Below are 16,872 nucleotides of genomic sequence, written 5' to 3' on the forward strand. Positions count from 1 at the left end.
CGCCGTCGGTGGCGATGCCCAGACCCAGCAGTCCGGCGGCGCGGGTCACGACGCGGGTCAGTTCCTCGACCGTATAGAATTGCAGGCGGACCGGGATGCCGAAGCGGTCGCGAAGCGGCGTGGTCAGCAACCCCTGCCGCGTGGTCGCGCCGACCAGCGTGAAGCGCGGCAGGTCGATCCGTACCGACCGCGCCGACGGCCCCTCGCCGATCATCAGGTCGAGCGCGCGGTCCTCCATCGCCGGGTACAGCACTTCCTCGACCGCCGGATTGAGCCGGTGGATCTCATCGATGAACAGCACGTCGCCATCCTCGAGGTTGGTGAGCAGCGCCGCCAGATCCCCCGACTTGGCAATGACCGGGCCGGAGGTGGCGCGGAACCCCACCCCCATCTCGCGCGCGACGATCTGCGCCAGCGTCGTCTTGCCGAGGCCCGGCGGCCCGAAGAACAGCACATGGTCCAGCACATCGCCCCGCCCGCGCGCGGCATCGATGAACACGCGCAGATTCTCGCGCGCCGCCTTCTGCCCGACGAATTCGTCGAGCGCCTTTGGGCGAAGGGCTGCATCGACGTCCTCGGGACGGCGAAGCGGGGTGGTCATGCGGTCGTCGGTCACAGGTGTTCCCTAGACGTTCGCGGGGTGGCGCGTCGAGGGGGTTGGTGGCGGGGGGAATGGCGGGAATTGGGTGGAAAGCGGACGTGGGTTATGCGCTCGATGAGGGAGTGTCGTATCCGCCAAATGGCCCGAACACGGTTCGGTAGTCAGCCATGCTCTCGTAGAACTCCGCTTGGCTGGGCATGGCCGCACGTTGCTCCGGCCAATGCGATGAAACGAACATATCGTAATCTGCGGCTGGCATCTGGTTAACCGTCGTGGGACCTTCAGGAACTGAATACCCCATCGCTTCAATGGCTTGGATTGCAGCCCACGCCGCCGTTGATGGATCGTCGCCACGGCAGAACACCTGAACGTATGCGCCAATCAGCGGTGTCGGGAGCTGCTCCGTTCCTGCCCGAACATCCAGCGGCACAATCCACACCGGCATGTCCGCCAGCGGATGCGGTCTTTCCTTCTTACCAAACAGCCGCATTACACCCCCGATCTCGCATTTGTGGCTGTGTTCGATGAACGTCCGCTATAGGCCATCCCGCCGTTCCCAACCTACCGCGACGCCTTCCTCAGCGCCAGCCGCACCAGCGCGTCCAGCGTCACGCCCGGCCCCAGTTCCTCCGCCGCCTTGCCGACCGCCGTGGCCGCTTCGGCGGGGCGGAAGCCGAGGTTGAGCAGCGCCGATACCGCGTCGCCTTCCACGCCGCCTTCGGCTGCCGCCGGGGCGATCGTGCCGGGGCCGAGCGCGATGCCGCCGACCTTGTCTTTCAGTTCCATCGCGATGCGTTGCGCGAGTTTCGGGCCGACGCCGTTGGCACGCGCGATGCTGGCCTTGTCGCCGCGCGCGATCGCGGTGCGGACCTCGTCGGGCGACAGCGTCGAGAGGATGCCGAGCGCGACGCGCGCGCCGACCCCTTGCACGCCGGTGAGCAGGCGGAACCAGTCGCGTTCGTCGGCGCTGGCGAAGCCGACGAGGCGGATGAAATCCTCGGCGACGAGCATTTCGGTGTGGATCGTGACGGAACCGCCGACCGGCCCCAGCGCCTGCAACGTGCGCGACGACGCGCCGACGAGATAGCCGACGCCGCCGACGTCGATGACGGCATGGTCGATGCCGGAGACGGACAGCGTGCCTTTCAGATGCGCGATCATGGTGTGCCTGTCTGGAATTTTTGGCGGTACGGGCGATGCGCTCGCATCCCTACCTCGTCACCCCGGACTTGTTCCGGGGTCCACGGTTCCGCGTACATGGCGGGGTGAGTATTTGCGGCGCGGTGGACCCCGGCACAAGTCCGGGGTGACGGTTGGGAGCGAGGCGCGGTTATCGTCCGCCTTCGGTCGGCAGCGGCCTGTCGCATCACGCCCCGATCCCAGTCGATCGCCGCGCGCGGGCGTGGGCGCTGGCCAGATGGTGGGCGTGGGTGATCGCCACCGCCAGTGCGTCGGCGGCATCCGGCCCGGTCAGCTTCACGCCGGGCAGGAGATGGCCGACCATCGCCTGAATCTGCTTCTTGTCCGCGCCGCCGGTGCCGACCACCGCCTTCTTGACGACGCTCGGATGATATTCGCCGATCGCGAGGCCGGCGGTCGACGCCGACAGCAGGACGACGCCGCGCGCCTGCCCGAGCTTGAGCGTCGACTGCGCGTTGCTGTTGCCCAGCACCTCCTCGACCGCCGCGCCGTCGGGGCGTTCGGTGCGGATCACTTCGCCCAGTGCCCCGAACAGCAATGCCAGCCGCCGGGGCAGTTGCATCGACGGGTCGGTGCGGATCTGCCCGTTGGCGACATGGCTGAGGCGATTGCCATCGGCGCGGATCAGCCCCCAGCCAGTGGTGCCGAGGCCGGGATCGAGGCCAAGGATCAGCATGGCAACCCTCCCCGTGAACCGGGGAGGATGGCGATGCTCAACCCAGCTTCTCCATCACTTCGTCGGAAACCTCGTAGTTTCCCCATACCGTTTGCACGTCGTCGTCGTCGTCGAGCGCGTCGATGAGCTTGAACAGCGTGGCGGCATCGTCCTCGCCGACCGAGACCATCGTCTGCGGCCGCCAGGCGAGCTTGGCGCCCTCGGCCTCGCCCAGCACCGCTTCCAGTGCCTTGGCGACTTCGTGCAGGTCGGCGACGGCGGTCCAGATTTCGTGGCCGTCCTCGCCCGACGTGACGTCCTCGGCACCCGCTTCCAGCGCGGCCTCGAACACCTTCTCGGCGTCGCCCACCTTGGCGGGATAGCTGATGAGGCCCACGCGGTCGAACCCGTGGCTGACCGATCCGGCGGTGCCGAGGTTGCCGCCGTTCTTCGACACGGCGGTGCGCACGTTGGTCGCGGTGCGGTTGCGGTTGTCGGACAATGCCTCGATGATGAGCGAGACGCCGGCCGGGCCGAAGCCTTCGTAGCGGATTTCCTCGTAATTCTCGAGGTCGCCCTTCGACGCCTTGTCCACCGCGCGCTGGATATTGTCCTTGGGCATCGACTGCGCCTTGGCAGCGTTGATCGCGGCGCGCAGGCGCGGGTTCATGTCGGGATCGGGCAGGCCCATCTTGGCCGCGACGGTGATTTCGCGGCTGAGCTTGCTGAACATGCCCGAACGCTTCTTATCCTGCGCGCCCTTGCGGTGCATGATGTTCTTGAATTTACTATGGCCTGCCATCGGTGCCTCTTGAGGTTTATCGCCCGCTCTAGCCCCGGGCGGCGTGTTGCGCCAGCGCGTCGATCTTCGCCTCCAGCGCGGCCAGCCGGTCGATCACGTCGGTGTCCAGCTTGGCGTGGAGCGCGAGGATGTCGATCTCGGCGCGCAGATTGGTTTCATAGTCGAGCCGCGCCGCCAGCCGGTCCTTTTCCGACTGCCGGTTCTGGCTCATCATGATGACCGGCGCCTGGATCGCCGCCAGCGTGGAAAGCATCAGGTTGAGAAAGATGTAGGGATAGGGATCGAACGCCAGCCCGAAATGCGACAGCACGTCGGAGTTGAGCAGCATCCAGCCGAGCAGCACCACGGTGAACGCGATGATGAAGCCCCACGACCCGCCGACCGCCGCCACGCGGTCGGCCAGCCGGTCGCCGAGCGTCGATCGCGCGTCCGATTCGTCGGCGGCGTCACGGCTGACCGGCGCGCCGCGTTCGATCGCGGACAGGACACGGGCCTCTTCCTCGCCATGCGGATCGCCATGCCCCTTGAGCAGACGGGTCGCGAAGTGAAAGACGCTGGCCATGGTCCCGCCCCCTTCCCTGCCTAGATGCCGAGCGCGGTCTTGTAGGTTTCGAGCAGCATGTCCGCTTCGTCGCGGTGATGCTTTTCCATGCGACGCAGGCGGATGATCGTGCGCATCGTCTTCACGTCGAACCCGGTCGACTTGGCTTCGCCATAGACGTCCTTGATGTCGTCGCTGATGCCCTTCTTCTCTTCTTCCAGCCGTTCGATACGCTCGATCAGCAGCCGCAGTTGTTCGGCGGAGACGTTGTCGGTCATGGGGTTCCCTTGGATACCGGAGCAAATGGTGAACGGGCGCGCCTAGCCGATCGGCGCGCGCGTCTCAATGGGGGCGTATTGGCGGTTACTTCGGCGGGGAAATCGCGGGCGGATCGCTCGCCGGGACGCTGTTATCGAGCGCCTCGTTCCGGGCCACGCTGGCCTTCATCCGCGCGATCTGTTCGTCACTGGCCGGCTGCTGATGGTCGGCCTTCCAGGTGGCATAGGGCATGCCGTACACCGCCTCGCGCCCCTCGTCCTTCGACACGCCGGCAGCTTCGCCCAGCCAGTCGCCGAGGCAGTTGCGGCAGAAACCGGCCAGCCCCATCAGGTCGACGTTCTGCGCGTCGGTGCGATGTTGCAGGTGGCGCACCAGCCGGCGGAACGCGGCGGCCTGTGCCGCTTCGTCGATGAAATCGATTGTTGCCATGACTCGGCCCTCCAAGGTTGATCGCGCCGCAATAACCCTTAGAGGCAGGCGCGCAAACGTCGGAGAGTGACAATGACCAAGGCCATCAGCCCCCGTTCGCGCAAGGTTCGCGTACTTGCCACGCTCGGTCCCGCCAGCAACACCCCCGAGATGATCGCCAAGCTGTTCGAGGCGGGGGCCGATGCCTTCCGCGTCAACATGAGTCATGGCGACCAGCAGTCGAAGGTCGCGGTGATCGCGGCGATTCGCGGGCTGGAGCGCGAATATGGCCGCCCGACGACGATCCTCGCCGATCTTCAGGGACCGAAGCTGCGCGTCGGCCGCTTCGCCGAGGGCCGGGTGACCCTCGAAACCGGACAGGTCTTCACCCTCGACCGGTCGAGCGAGCCGGGCGATGCCACCCGCGTCGAACTGCCGCATGACGAGATTTTCGCGGCGATCACGCGCGATGCGCGTCTGCTGCTCGACGACGGCAAGCTGGTGCTGCGCGTCACCGATCACAACGCGGACACGATCGTGACCGAGGTGGTCGTCGGCGGCGCGCTGTCGAATTCGAAGGGGCTGAACGTTCCCGACGTGGTGCTGCCGATGGCCGCGCTGACGCCCAAGGACATTTCCGACCTGCATTTCGCGGTCGATCAGGGCGTGGACTGGATCGCGCTGTCGTTCGTGCAGCGGCCCGAGGATCTGGCCGAGGCGCGCAAGCTGATCCAGGGCCGCGCCGCGCTGCTCGCCAAGATCGAGAAGCCCTCGGCGGTCGCGCGGCTTGAAGAGATCGTCGAACAGTGCGACGGCGTGATGGTGGCGCGCGGAGATCTGGGCGTCGAACTGCCGCCGCAGTCGGTGCCGCCGCTCCAGAAGCGGATCGTCGAGACCGCGCGCCGGCTGGGCCGGCCGGTCGTCGTCGCGACGCAGATGCTCGAATCGATGATCTCGTCGCCCTCGCCGACCCGCGCCGAAGTGTCCGACGTCGCGACCGCCGTCTATGATGGCGCGGACGCGATCATGTTGTCGGCCGAGAGCGCGGCGGGAAGCTGGCCGGTCGAATCGGTCGCGATGATGAACGACATCTCGCATGCCGTCGAACGCGATCCGGCGCATGGCGACCGCGTCCACTTCACCGTGCTGCGCCCCGACCCGACCACCGCCGACGCGCTGGCCGAAGCCGCCAAGAACATCGCCGCCACCGTCGATGCCAAGGCGATCCTGTGCTTCACCAAGTCGGGATCGACCGCGCGCCGCATCGCGCGCGAACGCCCGGCGGTGCCGATCATGGTGCTGACCCCGCAGATCGACACCGCGCGGCGGCTGGGGCTGCTGTGGGGCGTCCATGCCGTCCACACCCGCGACGTCGAATCGTTCGAGGAAATGGTTGCCAAGGCCAAGCGCATGGTGCTGCGCCACAAGCTGGCCAATGCCGGCGACCGGGTGGTGGTGTGCGCCGGCGTGCCGTTCGGGACGCCGGGGTCGACCAACGTGCTGCACGTCGTCCAGATCGTCGGCGACGAGCTGAAGAACTACGCCAACAACCACGAGGGTTGATTCGAACCGCGCCCCTCCCTGACAAGGGAGGGGTTGGGGGTGGGTTGGCCTGCGACGGTACGTATCGGTATCCCCGAAACCTACCCACCCCCGGCCCCTCCCTTGTCAGGGAGGGGAGCAATCCTGCCTTACGCCGCCTCGCTGCCCTCGACCCGGACGTCGACGTCGAGTGCCTCGTCGCCGGTGCCCATGCGCACCCCGGCGATCGGTGCGGCACCGGCGGCGTCGAGCGCCACCGCGACGCGGATATGGTCGAGCCCCGAGCGCCCGCCGACCGCCGGGTCGAACGCATACCAGCCGCCCGCGACATAGGCTTCGGCCCACGCATGCGGCGCGGGCGTGCGGCGTTCGTCGTCGCCCGACAGGCTGTAGCCCGAGACATAGCGCGCCGGCACGTCCGCCGCGCGCGCGGCCGCGACGAAGATCTGCGCCATGTCGCGCGGCGACAGCCGGTCGTCGGCGGCCGCTTCCGCCGCGCTGCGGATCGCGCGTGCCGGGCGACGGTCGAGCGGCCAGCGCGTGTGGATCGCGCCGGCGAGGTCGGTCATCGCCGCCACGCTGTCACCGCCGCCCAGCGCGAGGATCGCAGCGTCGGCGCGGGTGAGCGGCGTCTCCCGGCGAAACAGGTCGGCGGGGAAGGGTTCGATCGTCCCTTCGATCGCGCCATCGTCCTCGGTCAGCAGCACCTCGCCCGACACCGTCAGCAACAGCCCCTCGACCGGCCCTTCGGCATAGAGCATCCGCGTCAGATTGCCGTAGCCGTCGACGCTCTCGCGCAGCCGGGCGTCGCAATCGACATCGATCCGCCAGTGGATGACCGTCTGGTGCGTGGTGTCGCCGGGGAACAGCCGCAGCAACTGGACGATGCGCGCCTGCGGTTCGGAGAAGCGATAGCGCGTCTCGTGATGGACCGACAGCCGCATCAGATGAAGCGGAACTGGCGGGCGATGGCGGCGTCGAGCATCGCATTCTCCCGGATGAAGGCGGTCAGATATTCGTGCAGCCCGCTCACGATCACTTCATGCGCGCGGGTCTTCTGCATCCGCGCGAGGCGGGCGCGCGCCATGCGATCGGCCTCGCCCTGAAAGCCGGTGCGCTTGCCGAGCAGGTTGAGCATCTCGACCGTCTCGTCGACGCAGGCGGCTAGGCTGCGCGGCACCTCGCCCCGGCACAGCAGGAGTTCGATGACATGCGCGGGTTTCAGCCCCTCGCTGTAGAGCCAGCGATAGGCGGTGACGGCGGACACCGTCTGGAGGATCGTGGTCCACTGGTCACGATCGATCGCGCCGCCGACGCGCTCCCCCTCGGGCAGCAGCAGGTGATATTTCACGTCGATCAGCCGCGCGGTATTGTCCGCCCGTTCGATCGCGGCGCCGAGCTGGATGAACCACGTCGCCTCGTTCTTCATCATCCGCTGCACCGCGCCCTCGAAGCCGCGCGCCTCGGCCTTGATCGCTTCGACGAGGTTGAGAATATCCTCCTCGCCCTCCTCCGTCGGGCCGTTGAAGACGATCCATGCTCGATTGATCGCGGTCCATGCGTCGCGGGTCAGCGCGGTACGCACCGCCTTGGCATTGTTGCGCGCGGCGTCGAGGCACCACAGGATCGATCCGGTGTGGCTGCGGTCGCAGGTCAGGAAGCGCGCGACCGCCCCCTGCCCGACCGCCTGCCCGCTGGCGGCGAAACTTTCCTCGGTATAGCTGACCGCCAGTGCGCTGGCCCAAGCGGCATCGCCGGCGGGACGCGACGACAGCGCGTCGAGCCGTACCGTCGCCTCGACCAGCCGGGCGAGGAAATCAGCGCGCTCGACATAGCGGCCCAGCCAGTAGAGCGACGCGGCGGTGCGCGAGAGCATCGCCATCAGCGGCCTCCCTGACGTTGGGTCATGCCGCCAATCGACTGGACCTGTGCCGGTGGGCCGTCGTCGAGCAGGACAAAACTGTCCTTGGTGCCGCCGCCCTGGCTGGAGTTCACGACCAGCGATCCTTCCTTGAGCGCGACGCGGGTCAGGCCGCCGGGCACGACCTGCACGTCCTTCGCGCCGGTCAGCACGAACGGACGGAAATCGACGTGGCGCGGGCTGAGCCCCGCATCGGTCAGCGTCGGCACGGTCGAGAGCGCCAGCGTCGGCTGCGCGATATAGCGCTGCGGCTCGGCGATGAGCGCGCGGCGGAAGTCCTCGATCTCTTGTTTGCTCGCGGTCGGGCCGACGAGCATGCCATAGCCGCCCGATCCGTCGACCAGCTTCACCACCAGTTCGTCCAGATGGTCGAGGACATATTTGAACGCTTCCGGCTCGCGGCAACGCCATGTCTCGACATTGGGGAGCAGCGGCTCGCTGTCCGAATAGAAGCGGACGATCTCGGGCATGTAGCTGTAGATCGCCTTGTCGTCGGCGATGCCGTTGCCCGGCGCGTTGACCAGCGCGACATTGCCCGCGCGATATGCCGCGATCAGCCCGGGGACGCCCAGCAGCGAATCCGGGCGGAACACCACCGGATCGATATAATCGTCGTCGATCCGGCGATAGATCACGTCGACCCGCACCCGCCCCGATACCGTCTGCATATAGACGCAGTCGTCGTCGATCAGCAGGTCGGCCGGCTCGACCAGTTCGACGCCCATCGAATCGGCGATGAAGCTGTGTTCGTAATAGGCCGAATTGAAATGGCCCGGCGTCAGCACGACGCACACCGGATGCGCGCCCGCACGTTCGGGCGCGACCGAGCGCATCGTCTCCAGCAGTCTGTCGGGATAGCTGTCGACCGCCGCCACGCGGAAATTGCGGAACAGTTCGGGGCACAGCCGGATCATCGCCTCGCGATTCTCCAGCATGTACGACACGCCCGACGGGGTGCGGGCATTGTCCTCCAGCACGAAGAATTCGTCGGGGCCGGTGCGCACCAGATCGATGCCGCAGATATGCGCCCACACGCCATGCGGCGGACGGATGCCGGCGATTTCGGGGCGGAACTGGCTGTTGCCGAAGATCAGGTCGGGGGGGAGCACGCCGGCCTTCAGGATGCGGCGTTCGCCATAGATGTCGTCGAGGAAGGCGTTGATCGCCTGCGTCCGCTGAACCAGCCCCTTGGACAGCCGCGCCCATTCGTCGGGCATGAACACACGCGGCACGATGTCGAACGGGATGATCCGCTCCGCCGCCTCGCTGTCGCCATAGACGGCGAAGGTGATGCCCAGTTGGCGGAAGGTCGCTTCGGCCGCCTGCAATCGCCGGCGCAACTCGCGCGGCGGGACACCCTGCATCCACCGCGCCAGCCCGGCCAGTTCCTCGCGTGGCGAGTCCGGCCCGCCATGCCCCCAGATTTCGTCGAACGCCTGCCCCATCCATCCTCCAAAACGCCGACTGCGGCTTTGGTTGCATGCTGCATTGCGGCAGGAGCAACGGCAAGGCCTATTGCGTGACGAGGCCGGTCAATGTCGCCGGAGTCAAGACCTGCGGCAGCACGCTCGGCTGCGTCGCGCCTGCCGGATACCATAGATACAGCGGCACGCCGGCACGGTTGTGCGCTTCGATGAAGCGGCCGAGTGCGGGATCGCCGTCGGTCCAGTCACCGACCAGCACCGCGACCTTGGCCTTGCCGAAGGCATCGGCGACGGCGCGCGTCTCGATCGCGGCTTTTTCGTTCACCTTGCAGGTCAGGCACCAGTCGGCGGTAAAATAGGCGAATACCGGCCGGCCTTGCGCGCGCAACGCGGCGAGGCGCGCCTCGCTGAATGGCTCTGCCCCGGCGATCGTGGCCGAAGCACCGGGCGCGGCACGGCTGACGAGCAGCGCGAGGGGGAGCGCCAGCACCAGCGCGGCGGCGGTCGGCCACCACGCCCGCGTCAGACTACGAAGCTGACGCCGTCCGGTCCACCACAGACCCAGCGCGAAGAGCAGCAGCGCGGTGAGGCCCAGCGTCATGCCATCGACCCCCGCCTGCCGCCCGAGCAGCCATGCCAGCGCCAGCGCGGTCGCGAACATCGGCACCGACAGCCCCTTGCGCAACCGGTCCATCCACGCTCCGGGCTTGGGCAAGCGTCGGCGCAACGCGGGCACGAACCCGAGCAGCAGGAACGGCAGCGCCAGCCCCAGCCCCAGCCCGGCGAACACCGCCATCGCCGCGACCGGCGGCAGGATTAGTGCCGATCCCAGCGCCGCGCCCATGAACGGCCCGGTACACGGCGTCGCGACGAAGGCCGCCAGCGCGCCGGTGGCGAACGCCCCGCCGCGCCCGCTGCGCATGCCGACCTGCGGCGTCGGCAGTTCGAACAGCCCGGCGAGGTTCAGCGCGATCCCGCCGGTCAGCAGCAGCAGCAGCAGCACGATACGCGGATCGGTCAACTGAAACGCCCATCCCGCTGCCGCCCCGCCCGCGCGGATCGCCAGCAACATGCCGCCCAGCGCCATGCAGGTCGCGACTGCTCCGGCGGTATAGGCGACGCCCTCCGCCCGCGCCTTCGCATCGCTTTCGCCGGCGCGGGCGAGGCTCAGCGCCTTGAGGCTCAGGATCGGGAACACGCACGGCATGACGTTGAGCAGCAACCCGCCGAGCAGCGCCCCGCCGAACGCCAGCAACGCGGTCTGCCACCAGCCGCCCTCACGCGGAACGGCGACCACGCCCGGCGTGGCGCGGATCGCATAGCCCTGCCCGTCACCGGTCGCGAGCACGCCTTCGACCACCGGCGGCGTCCCTGCCCCCTTTGTGGAGAGGATGATCGCATCGCCATCGCGCACCACCGATTGCGGCGCGGCATAGTCGATCGCGCCTTCGGTCTGCGCGAAGAAATACGCATCGTCCGGGGCAACGTCCGCCGGAAACGGGATGCGCAAGCGGAAAGCGTCACCACCCTGAAACACCGCCGGCGATCCGATCGGCCGGGGCAGCGCGCGGCGCCAGCCGTCGAACGCCTGCCGCCGCTCCACGCTGACCGCGCCGTCGCCGACGATCAGGTCGGTCGCCAGTTCGGCCTTTTCGGGCACGCAGATTTCGCGGGTGCAGACCAGATAGTCGATCGACAGTCGCACCGGCAGCGGCGTTCCCGCCGACAGCCCGGCGGGTACGCGCAACTCGGTCAGGATCGTCCACGGCCGTTCGTAGACATAGTTCATCAGCCCGGCGACCAGCAGCCGTTCGGGCACCGGATAGCGCAGCGCCCCGACGCTTGCTCCGGTGGGCAAGGTCCAGTCGAGCCGCGACTGGCTGCCGACCGCGCCGGGGTTCTGCCAATAGCCGTGCCAGCCGGCATCGGGTTCGGACACCAGCGCCAGCGCGACGCTTTGTCCCGCCACCGGCCGATCGCTTTCCGCGACCAGCCGCATCGCGACGTGGCGCACCGGCGCGGTCTGTGCCGCCGCCGGCAGCGCCGGACCCAACAGCAAGAGCAACAGGATGATTCGCTGCCAGAGCGTTCTTGCCGGTGTCATGGACGCGGAGTAGCGGAAGTCACGGACGGATGCACCGTCCCCGGAGTTGTCGATGCGTCTCGTTCCCCTCGCCGCCGTGCTGCTGGCGACCGCCGCCCCCGCGCTTGCCCAGACGGCGGCCCCCGCCGCGCCGCTTGCCGATCCGGTGACGGTGCCGCCGGGCTATCCGGCGACGCCGCCCAAACTGATCGTCGCGATCTCGGTCGATCAGTTCTCCGCCGACCTGTTCGCCGAATATCGCGGGCGCTTCACCGGCGGCTTCACCCGGTTGATGCAGGGCGCGGTGTTCCCGGCGGGCTATCAGAGCCATGCCGCGACCGAGACGTGCCCGGGCCATTCGACGATCCTCACCGGATCGCGGCCGGCGCGCACCGGGATCATCGCCAACGACTGGATCGACCAGAAGAGCGGCCGCGCCGACGGCAAGGTCTATTGCGCCGAGGACGAGCGTATTCCGGGATCGACCTTCGATAATTACACCGTGTCCGACGTACATCTGAAGGTGCCGACGCTGGGCGAGCGGATGAAGGCGGCGGACCCGCGCACCCGCGTCGTCTCGGTCGCGGGCAAGGACCGCGCGGCGGTGATGATGGGCGGCCACAAGGTCGACGAACTCTGGTGGTTCGGCAAGACCGGCTTCGTCAGCTATGCCGGGCGCGCCATGCCGCCGGTGGTCGCGCGCGCCAACGCCGCCGTGGCCCGGCGGATCGCGACGGCGCAGGCCCCGCTCGACCTGCCCGATTATTGCCGCCCGCTCGCCCGCGCGGTGCGGGTCGGCGACAAGACCGTCGGCACCGGCCGCTTCGCGCGCGCGGCGGGCGACGTCGCCAATTTCCGGCGCTCTCCCGAATATGACGCGGCGGTGCTGGCGCTCGCTGCCGGGCTGATCCAGGACATGAAGCTGGGTCAGGGGCCGCAGACCGACATCATCTCGATCGGCGCGTCGGCGACCGACTATGTCGGCCACGGCTATGGCACCGAGGGCAGCGAGATGTGCCTGCAACTGACCTCGCTCGACCAGTCGCTGGGTGCGTTCTTCCAGATCCTCGATGCGACCGGCGTCGATTATCAGGTGGTGCTGACCGCCGACCATGGCGGCAGCGACGCGAGCGAGCGGCTGGCGGCGCATGCCGTGCCCGACGCGGTGCGGCTGGACGGCGAGCTGACGGTCGACGGCATCGGCAAGGCGATTGGCGCGAAGCTCGGCATCGCCGGCCCGGTGCTGCTCGGCGGGGTCAATGGCGATGTGTGGTATGACGTGAAGCTGAGCGCGGCGCAGAAGGCGGCGGTCGAGCGCGAGGCGATCGCGCGGTTCGCGGCACATCCCCAGACGCAGGCGGTGTTCACCCGGGCACAAATCCTCGCCACGCCGATGCCACAGCACACTCCCCCCGAAACCTGGTCGCTGCTCGAGCGGGCGCGCGCATCCTACAATCCCGAGCGGTCGGGCGACCTGCTGGTCGCGATGAAGCCGCGCGTGCTGACCGTGCCGCATCCGGTGGCGGGCACGTCGGTGGCGACGCACGGCAGCTTCTGGGACTATGACCGCCGCGTGCCGATCCTGTTCTGGCGCAAGGGCGCCGGCGGTTTCGAGGAACCGTTCGGCGTCGAGACGGTCGACATCCTCCCCACGCTCGCCGCGACGATCGGGCTTCGGGTTCCGGCGAGCGAGATCGACGGCCGCTGCCTCGACCTCGATCCGGGCGAACCGTCGATCTGTCGCTAAGGCCGGATCGACTTTCGACGAAGTGCCGACCCGACCTGCTCCCCTCCCTTACAAGGGAGGGGTTGGGGGTGGGTCGGCCGGTTGTGGCGCGCCTATTTTTCCTCGCGGGCCAAACCCCCCCCCCCCCCCCCCCCCCCCNAGGGAGGGGAGGTGCGATGGGCCGGCGTCAGGCTGAATATCGATCGGTCCTAATCGCGCAGCCAGCCAGTGTCGGTGCCGAAGAAGGCCGGCAGCCGCCACCGCGCGGCCTGCGCGGCGGTCAACTGGTGGGTGCGCGGTTCGCGCGTGGCGGGGGATGCGCCCTGCCCGCGCGAGCGATATTCGGCGAAATACGCGGTATCGAGCGTGGTCGTCTTGCCCGGCGTCCATTCGGTCCAGCCCGCCGGGATCACCGGCGCATCCAGCCGCGCGTCAAGCAGGATCACCCGCGCATGGGGCCGCCACGCGCGGCCGAGCGCAATGTTGCGTGCGCCCGGCGCGGCGGTGAAGCGCGACCGATCGAACACATAGGCGCTGCCCTCGTCATCGGGCGCGTTGCGGCTTTGCGCGGTGTACCACACGGTTTCATGCGCGAGTCCGTGGAGCTGGCAGCGATCGAAATAGGCGTTGGCGTCGCCAAAGATGAAATCGACATGCCCCTCGATATAACAGTCGCGGAAATACTGCCGCGTCGGCCGGCGGTTGGGGCCGCGATTGGCGTAGAGCGTGTCCTGATGGCCGAGCAGCCGGACGCGGCGCACCACCGCCCGGTCACCGGTGAGTGCCAGCGCCACCGCCTGCGACGGCAGATGCGCAGGGTTCAGCCAATAGTCGTTCTGGATCGTCAGGTTGGTCGCGCGGAACCCGTCACCGCTGACGGTCATCGACGCCGACTTGAGCGTGCCGCCGACCGTCGCCGACGCATCGCCGTACACCAGCACGACATCGGCGGGGGTGCGGCCGGTGCCGCGCAGCCGCACGTCGTTGCCCCGGATCACCAACTTCTCGCGGTATCGGCCCGGCGCGATCAGGATCGTGCCGCCGGTCGTCGCCAGCGCATCGATCGCGCCCTGCACGCTGCGATACGCCCCCGGCCGGTCGGGCGAGACATGGACGACCCGCAGGGCGGCGGGCTGTGCGGGCGCGGCGACGGCGATCGTCGCCAGCGTGAGGGCAAGCGGGGCAAGGCGCATCGTCCGCTCCCTCAGCGCAGCGGCAGCAGGGCGGGCTGCGTCGGGTAGAGCATCGGCCGCATCTCGGGCACCGCCCGTGCCAGCGCGCCGGCCATCAGCGCCGCGACATGGTCGGCACCGGCGCGACCCAGATGGGTGCGGTCGAACGACAGCTTGCGCTGGGCGAAGGGGGTATCGTTCGTCTCGGTGGTGGCGGCCACGGGCGGCGCGGCGGTGGGCGGCAGTTGCGCGAAGCGTTCGGCCCATCGTTCGCCGTTCCCGTTCAGCTCGGCCAGCGTAAGCGCGTTCAGATCGATCAGCGGCACGCGCATTTCCCGCGCGACGCGGCGGACGGCGTCGGCCCAGGGAGCAAGGTCGTTGTCGATCCTGCCGTCCTTGTAGATGCGGCGGCTGAGCGGCGTTACCAGCACCGGAACCGCGCCCGCCGCGCGCGTTTCGGTGACATAGGCGCGCAGGTTGGCGGGAAATTCGGTGGCGAGATCGGTCGAGCGGCCGGGTTTGCCCGGCTGGTCGTTATGGCCGAACTGGATCACCACCCATGTCCTGACGAACCCCGGCGTCCGCATCTCAGACAGCGCCAGCGCCCATGATCCTTCGGCGCGATAGCTGCCCGACGATCGCCCGCCGCGCGCGAGGTTCACGCAGGCGAGGAACGAGGCGACATGCTCGGCACAGAAGCTGCCGCCCCAGCCGCCGCTGACCGCCGTGGTCGAATCGCCGACGAGGATCACCTTCGACGCGCGGATCGGCACCACCGGCGGCGCGGCGGCGGGTGCGACCTGACCGGCGGTCAGCGCGGCGGCGATCAGCAGGGCAAGCATCGGCCAGCCCCTTCAGAGCGCGGTGAAGCGGAAGTCGCGGAAGCGCGCGGTGCCGCTGCCCGCCGAATACAGGCCGGGGCGCAGCATCAGGAACCCGCCACGGACATTGTGGTGATAACCCGATACCTCCATGCCGCGATCGAACCGGCTCCATGTCCGCCCGCCGTCGCCGCTGGTATGGAAGGAGACGATGTGCCGGTCGTTGGTCACGCGCATCCGCATCCGGCTGCCGTGCGGATTGGCGGGGCGGCCGCGTTCGATGCCGTACTGGTGGGTGACGAAGCGCTTCTCGTCGAAGCTCAGCCCGCAATAGAGCTTCTCGTCGTAGAACAGGATCAGCCCGGCGGTGCCGCCGGGCGCGATCTCGATGTCGCATTCGAAGCGATAGCCGGTGTCGCCGGCGATCAGCAGCAGCGGCGCGCCGTCCGACGGCGCCTTGCCCTTCGCGTCGAGTAGCAGCGCGCCGCCCTCGACCCGCGCCCGCGCGCGGTCCTCGGGCGTCGGCTTGAAGAAATTCCATTTGGTGCCGAGCGCCAGTTTCGCAAAATCGTCGGACAGCGGCTGGCCGTGACGGACCGCGCTGCCGCCCCGGGGCTTGGCGATCGGTTGCGACAGGTCGCCGCCCGTCATGCGGAACCAGCCGTCGGGCGTCCATTCGACCGGATCGAGCAGCGTCTGCCGCCCGAGCGTCCAATAGCCGTTCTCATAGCCGTGATAGACCGACCACCAGCTCGCGTCCGGCCCCTCGATCAGCGTGGCGTGGCCGCGCGACCACCATTTCTCGTCGAGCGAGGTCGTGCGGACGATCGGGTTGCCGGGATGATGTTCCCACGGCCCGTGGATCGACTTCGATCGCGCGGCGATCACCATATGGCCGGTCGGCGGCCCCGCCGTGCCGCCGACCGCCGTGACGAGATAAAAGTACTTACCGTGGCGCATCACCTTCGGCCCCTCGGGGCTGAACCCCTCGACATCCCAAGTATCCGGATAGCGCCATGGGTCATAGACATGCTCGACCTTGCCGACCGTCGCGAGGCCGTCGTCGGACAGGCGGATACGGTCGCCACCCGACAGGAACAGCCAGCGCGACCCGTCCTCGCCGACCGCATGGCCGGGATCGATATGATCGGTCAGTTTCAGGTCGACGGGTTCGGACCATGGCCCGTCGATCCGGTCGGCCCAGATCACCCAGTTGGTCGTCGGATTCTTGGTCGGGATATAGAGGTAATAGCGGCCCTTGTGCTTGGTCAGTTCGGGCGCCCAGACCGATCCGATGTTCGTGGTCAACGCGGCGGTGCGCGGAGTCCAGTTGATGAGATCGCGCGAATGCCAGATGACCAGTCCCGGATAGGAATCGAAGGTCGAGAAGGTCATGTAATAATCGCGACCGTCCTTCAGGATGGTCGGGTCGGGATGGTCGCCCGCCATCAACGGGTTGAGGAACCGCCCGTCGCCCAGATCGGCGATCCGCTGATGGTCATAGCCCCGTTTATAGTCCGGCGCGCGGCCCTGCGCCGATGCCGTGCCACCGATCGCGGTCGGCAGGCTGGCGACCGCCCCGGCCGCGCCGAGGGTGCGAAACGCATCGCGGCGTGAGATCATGAGACTACTCCTGACTGGAACGGACGTTCGGCGAAATTCGGGTCGCGACGGTGGATCCGTCGCCGGTGGACCCC

17 protein-coding genes are annotated in these 16,872 nt (G+C 68.5%); 2 read left to right on the forward strand and 15 right to left on the reverse strand.

Annotated features, from left to right (window positions below):
• From ruvB to ASE78_RS03530, 8 genes are all read right to left on the reverse strand, one after another.
• A partial coding sequence (gene ruvB / locus ASE78_RS19360; RefSeq protein ID WP_235514859.1) for a Holliday junction branch migration DNA helicase RuvB occupies positions 1-616 on the reverse strand: 616 nt, incomplete at its 3' end.
• Positions 617-704: 88 nt separating this feature from the next.
• Positions 705-1,091: a hypothetical protein gene (locus ASE78_RS18525; protein WP_156351270.1), complete on the reverse strand. Its 387-nt coding sequence runs from the start codon at positions 1,089-1,091 to the stop codon at positions 705-707.
• A 71-nt stretch (positions 1,092-1,162) separates the two neighbouring features.
• Positions 1,163-1,762, reverse strand: a complete 600-nt coding sequence (ruvA, locus tag ASE78_RS03505) for a Holliday junction branch migration protein RuvA (protein ID WP_056493265.1) — start codon at positions 1,760-1,762, stop codon at positions 1,163-1,165.
• Between the two features lie 205 nt (positions 1,763-1,967).
• Complete coding sequence (ruvC, locus tag ASE78_RS03510) at positions 1,968-2,477, reverse strand: crossover junction endodeoxyribonuclease RuvC (protein WP_056493269.1); 510 nt, start codon at positions 2,475-2,477, stop codon at positions 1,968-1,970.
• Positions 2,478-2,514: 37 nt separating this feature from the next.
• Positions 2,515-3,258 (reverse strand): YebC/PmpR family DNA-binding transcriptional regulator, encoded by a 744-nt coding sequence (locus ASE78_RS03515; protein ID WP_056493272.1) that lies wholly within the window; start codon positions 3,256-3,258, stop codon positions 2,515-2,517.
• A gap of 28 nt (positions 3,259-3,286) precedes the next feature.
• A complete protein-coding gene (locus ASE78_RS03520; RefSeq protein ID WP_055755284.1) occupies positions 3,287-3,820 on the reverse strand; it encodes a DUF1003 domain-containing protein in 534 nt (177 codons plus the stop codon).
• A 20-nt stretch (positions 3,821-3,840) separates the two neighbouring features.
• On the reverse strand, positions 3,841-4,077 hold the full coding sequence (locus tag ASE78_RS03525) for a DUF2312 domain-containing protein (RefSeq protein ID WP_055755283.1): 237 nt from the start codon (positions 4,075-4,077) through the stop codon (positions 3,841-3,843).
• A gap of 85 nt (positions 4,078-4,162) precedes the next feature.
• Positions 4,163-4,507, reverse strand: coding sequence for a DUF1244 domain-containing protein (locus ASE78_RS03530; RefSeq protein ID WP_056493275.1), 345 nt, complete (start codon positions 4,505-4,507; stop codon positions 4,163-4,165).
• Positions 4,508-4,579: 72 nt separating this feature from the next.
• Between ASE78_RS03530 and pyk the strand changes: the two genes are divergently transcribed.
• Positions 4,580-6,049: a pyruvate kinase gene (gene pyk, locus ASE78_RS03535; protein ID WP_055755281.1), complete on the forward strand. Its 1,470-nt coding sequence runs from the start codon at positions 4,580-4,582 to the stop codon at positions 6,047-6,049.
• 128 nt (positions 6,050-6,177) lie between these two features.
• Here pyk and ASE78_RS03540 read toward each other — a convergent pair whose 3' ends face one another.
• The 4 genes from ASE78_RS03540 to ASE78_RS03555 all read right to left on the reverse strand — a co-directional run bounded on the left by ASE78_RS03540 (position 6,178) and on the right by ASE78_RS03555 (position 11,477).
• Positions 6,178-6,972, reverse strand: coding sequence for a transglutaminase N-terminal domain-containing protein (locus tag ASE78_RS03540; protein ID WP_056493278.1), 795 nt, complete (start codon positions 6,970-6,972; stop codon positions 6,178-6,180).
• The gene (locus ASE78_RS03545) at positions 6,972-7,904 is read right to left on the reverse strand and encodes an alpha-E domain-containing protein (RefSeq protein ID WP_200909694.1); all 933 of its coding nucleotides are present in this window, start codon (positions 7,902-7,904) and stop codon (positions 6,972-6,974) included. The genes ASE78_RS03540 and ASE78_RS03545 overlap by 1 nt, the downstream gene beginning before the upstream one ends.
• A gap of 5 nt (positions 7,905-7,909) precedes the next feature.
• A complete protein-coding gene (locus ASE78_RS03550) occupies positions 7,910-9,394 on the reverse strand; it encodes a circularly permuted type 2 ATP-grasp protein (RefSeq protein WP_056493281.1) in 1,485 nt (494 codons plus the stop codon).
• 67 nt (positions 9,395-9,461) lie between these two features.
• On the reverse strand, positions 9,462-11,477 hold the full coding sequence (locus ASE78_RS03555; protein ID WP_056493284.1) for a protein-disulfide reductase DsbD family protein: 2,016 nt from the start codon (positions 11,475-11,477) through the stop codon (positions 9,462-9,464).
• A gap of 52 nt (positions 11,478-11,529) precedes the next feature.
• Here ASE78_RS03555 and ASE78_RS03560 point away from each other — a divergent pair, with 52 nt between their 5' ends.
• Entirely contained in the window at positions 11,530-13,203 is a 1,674-nt protein-coding gene (locus ASE78_RS03560) for an alkaline phosphatase family protein (protein WP_056493287.1), read from the forward strand.
• A gap of 188 nt (positions 13,204-13,391) precedes the next feature.
• Here the strand turns inward: ASE78_RS03560 and ASE78_RS03565 are convergent, their stop codons facing one another.
• The 3 genes from ASE78_RS03565 to ASE78_RS03575 are packed head-to-tail and all read right to left on the reverse strand — an operon-like array spanning position 13,392 to position 16,798.
• Complete coding sequence (locus ASE78_RS03565; protein ID WP_082466983.1) at positions 13,392-14,375, reverse strand: pectinesterase family protein; 984 nt, start codon at positions 14,373-14,375, stop codon at positions 13,392-13,394.
• Between the two features lie 11 nt (positions 14,376-14,386).
• The gene (locus ASE78_RS03570; RefSeq protein ID WP_056493290.1) at positions 14,387-15,196 is read right to left on the reverse strand and encodes a rhamnogalacturonan acetylesterase; all 810 of its coding nucleotides are present in this window, start codon (positions 15,194-15,196) and stop codon (positions 14,387-14,389) included.
• 12 nt (positions 15,197-15,208) lie between these two features.
• Positions 15,209-16,798 (reverse strand): family 43 glycosylhydrolase, encoded by a 1,590-nt coding sequence (locus tag ASE78_RS03575; protein WP_056493293.1) that lies wholly within the window; start codon positions 16,796-16,798, stop codon positions 15,209-15,211.
• Between the last annotated feature and the right edge of the window lie 74 nt (positions 16,799-16,872).

The sequence above is a fragment of the Sphingomonas sp. Leaf25 genome (assembly GCF_001421635.1).
In the GTDB taxonomy this organism is placed as follows: Bacteria; Pseudomonadota; Alphaproteobacteria; order Sphingomonadales; family Sphingomonadaceae; genus Sphingomonas.

Coding starts and splice junctions, on each gene's coding strand:
- ASE78_RS18525 (WP_156351270.1), bottom strand. CDS start 1,091: ATGCGGCTGTTTGGTAAGAAGGAAAGACCGCATCCGCTGGCGGACATG.
- ruvA (WP_056493265.1), bottom strand. CDS start 1,762: ATGATCGCGCATCTGAAAGGCACGCTGTCCGTCTCCGGCATCGACCAT.
- ruvC (WP_056493269.1), bottom strand. CDS start 2,477: ATGCTGATCCTTGGCCTCGATCCCGGCCTCGGCACCACTGGCTGGGGG.
- ASE78_RS03515 (WP_056493272.1), bottom strand. CDS start 3,258: ATGGCAGGCCATAGTAAATTCAAGAACATCATGCACCGCAAGGGCGCG.
- ASE78_RS03520 (WP_055755284.1), bottom strand. CDS start 3,820: ATGGCCAGCGTCTTTCACTTCGCGACCCGTCTGCTCAAGGGGCATGGC.
- ASE78_RS03525 (WP_055755283.1), bottom strand. CDS start 4,077: ATGACCGACAACGTCTCCGCCGAACAACTGCGGCTGCTGATCGAGCGT.
- ASE78_RS03530 (WP_056493275.1), bottom strand. CDS start 4,507: ATGGCAACAATCGATTTCATCGACGAAGCGGCACAGGCCGCCGCGTTC.
- pyk (WP_055755281.1), top strand. CDS start 4,580: ATGACCAAGGCCATCAGCCCCCGTTCGCGCAAGGTTCGCGTACTTGCC.
- ASE78_RS03540 (WP_056493278.1), bottom strand. CDS start 6,972: ATGCGGCTGTCGGTCCATCACGAGACGCGCTATCGCTTCTCCGAACCG.
- ASE78_RS03545 (WP_200909694.1), bottom strand. CDS start 7,904: ATGCTCTCGCGCACCGCCGCGTCGCTCTACTGGCTGGGCCGCTATGTC.
- ASE78_RS03550 (WP_056493281.1), bottom strand. CDS start 9,394: ATGGGGCAGGCGTTCGACGAAATCTGGGGGCATGGCGGGCCGGACTCG.
- ASE78_RS03555 (WP_056493284.1), bottom strand. CDS start 11,477: ATGACACCGGCAAGAACGCTCTGGCAGCGAATCATCCTGTTGCTCTTG.
- ASE78_RS03560 (WP_056493287.1), top strand. CDS start 11,530: ATGCGTCTCGTTCCCCTCGCCGCCGTGCTGCTGGCGACCGCCGCCCCC.
- ASE78_RS03565 (WP_082466983.1), bottom strand. CDS start 14,375: ATGCGCCTTGCCCCGCTTGCCCTCACGCTGGCGACGATCGCCGTCGCC.
- ASE78_RS03570 (WP_056493290.1), bottom strand. CDS start 15,196: ATGCTTGCCCTGCTGATCGCCGCCGCGCTGACCGCCGGTCAGGTCGCA.
- ASE78_RS03575 (WP_056493293.1), bottom strand. CDS start 16,798: ATGATCTCACGCCGCGATGCGTTTCGCACCCTCGGCGCGGCCGGGGCG.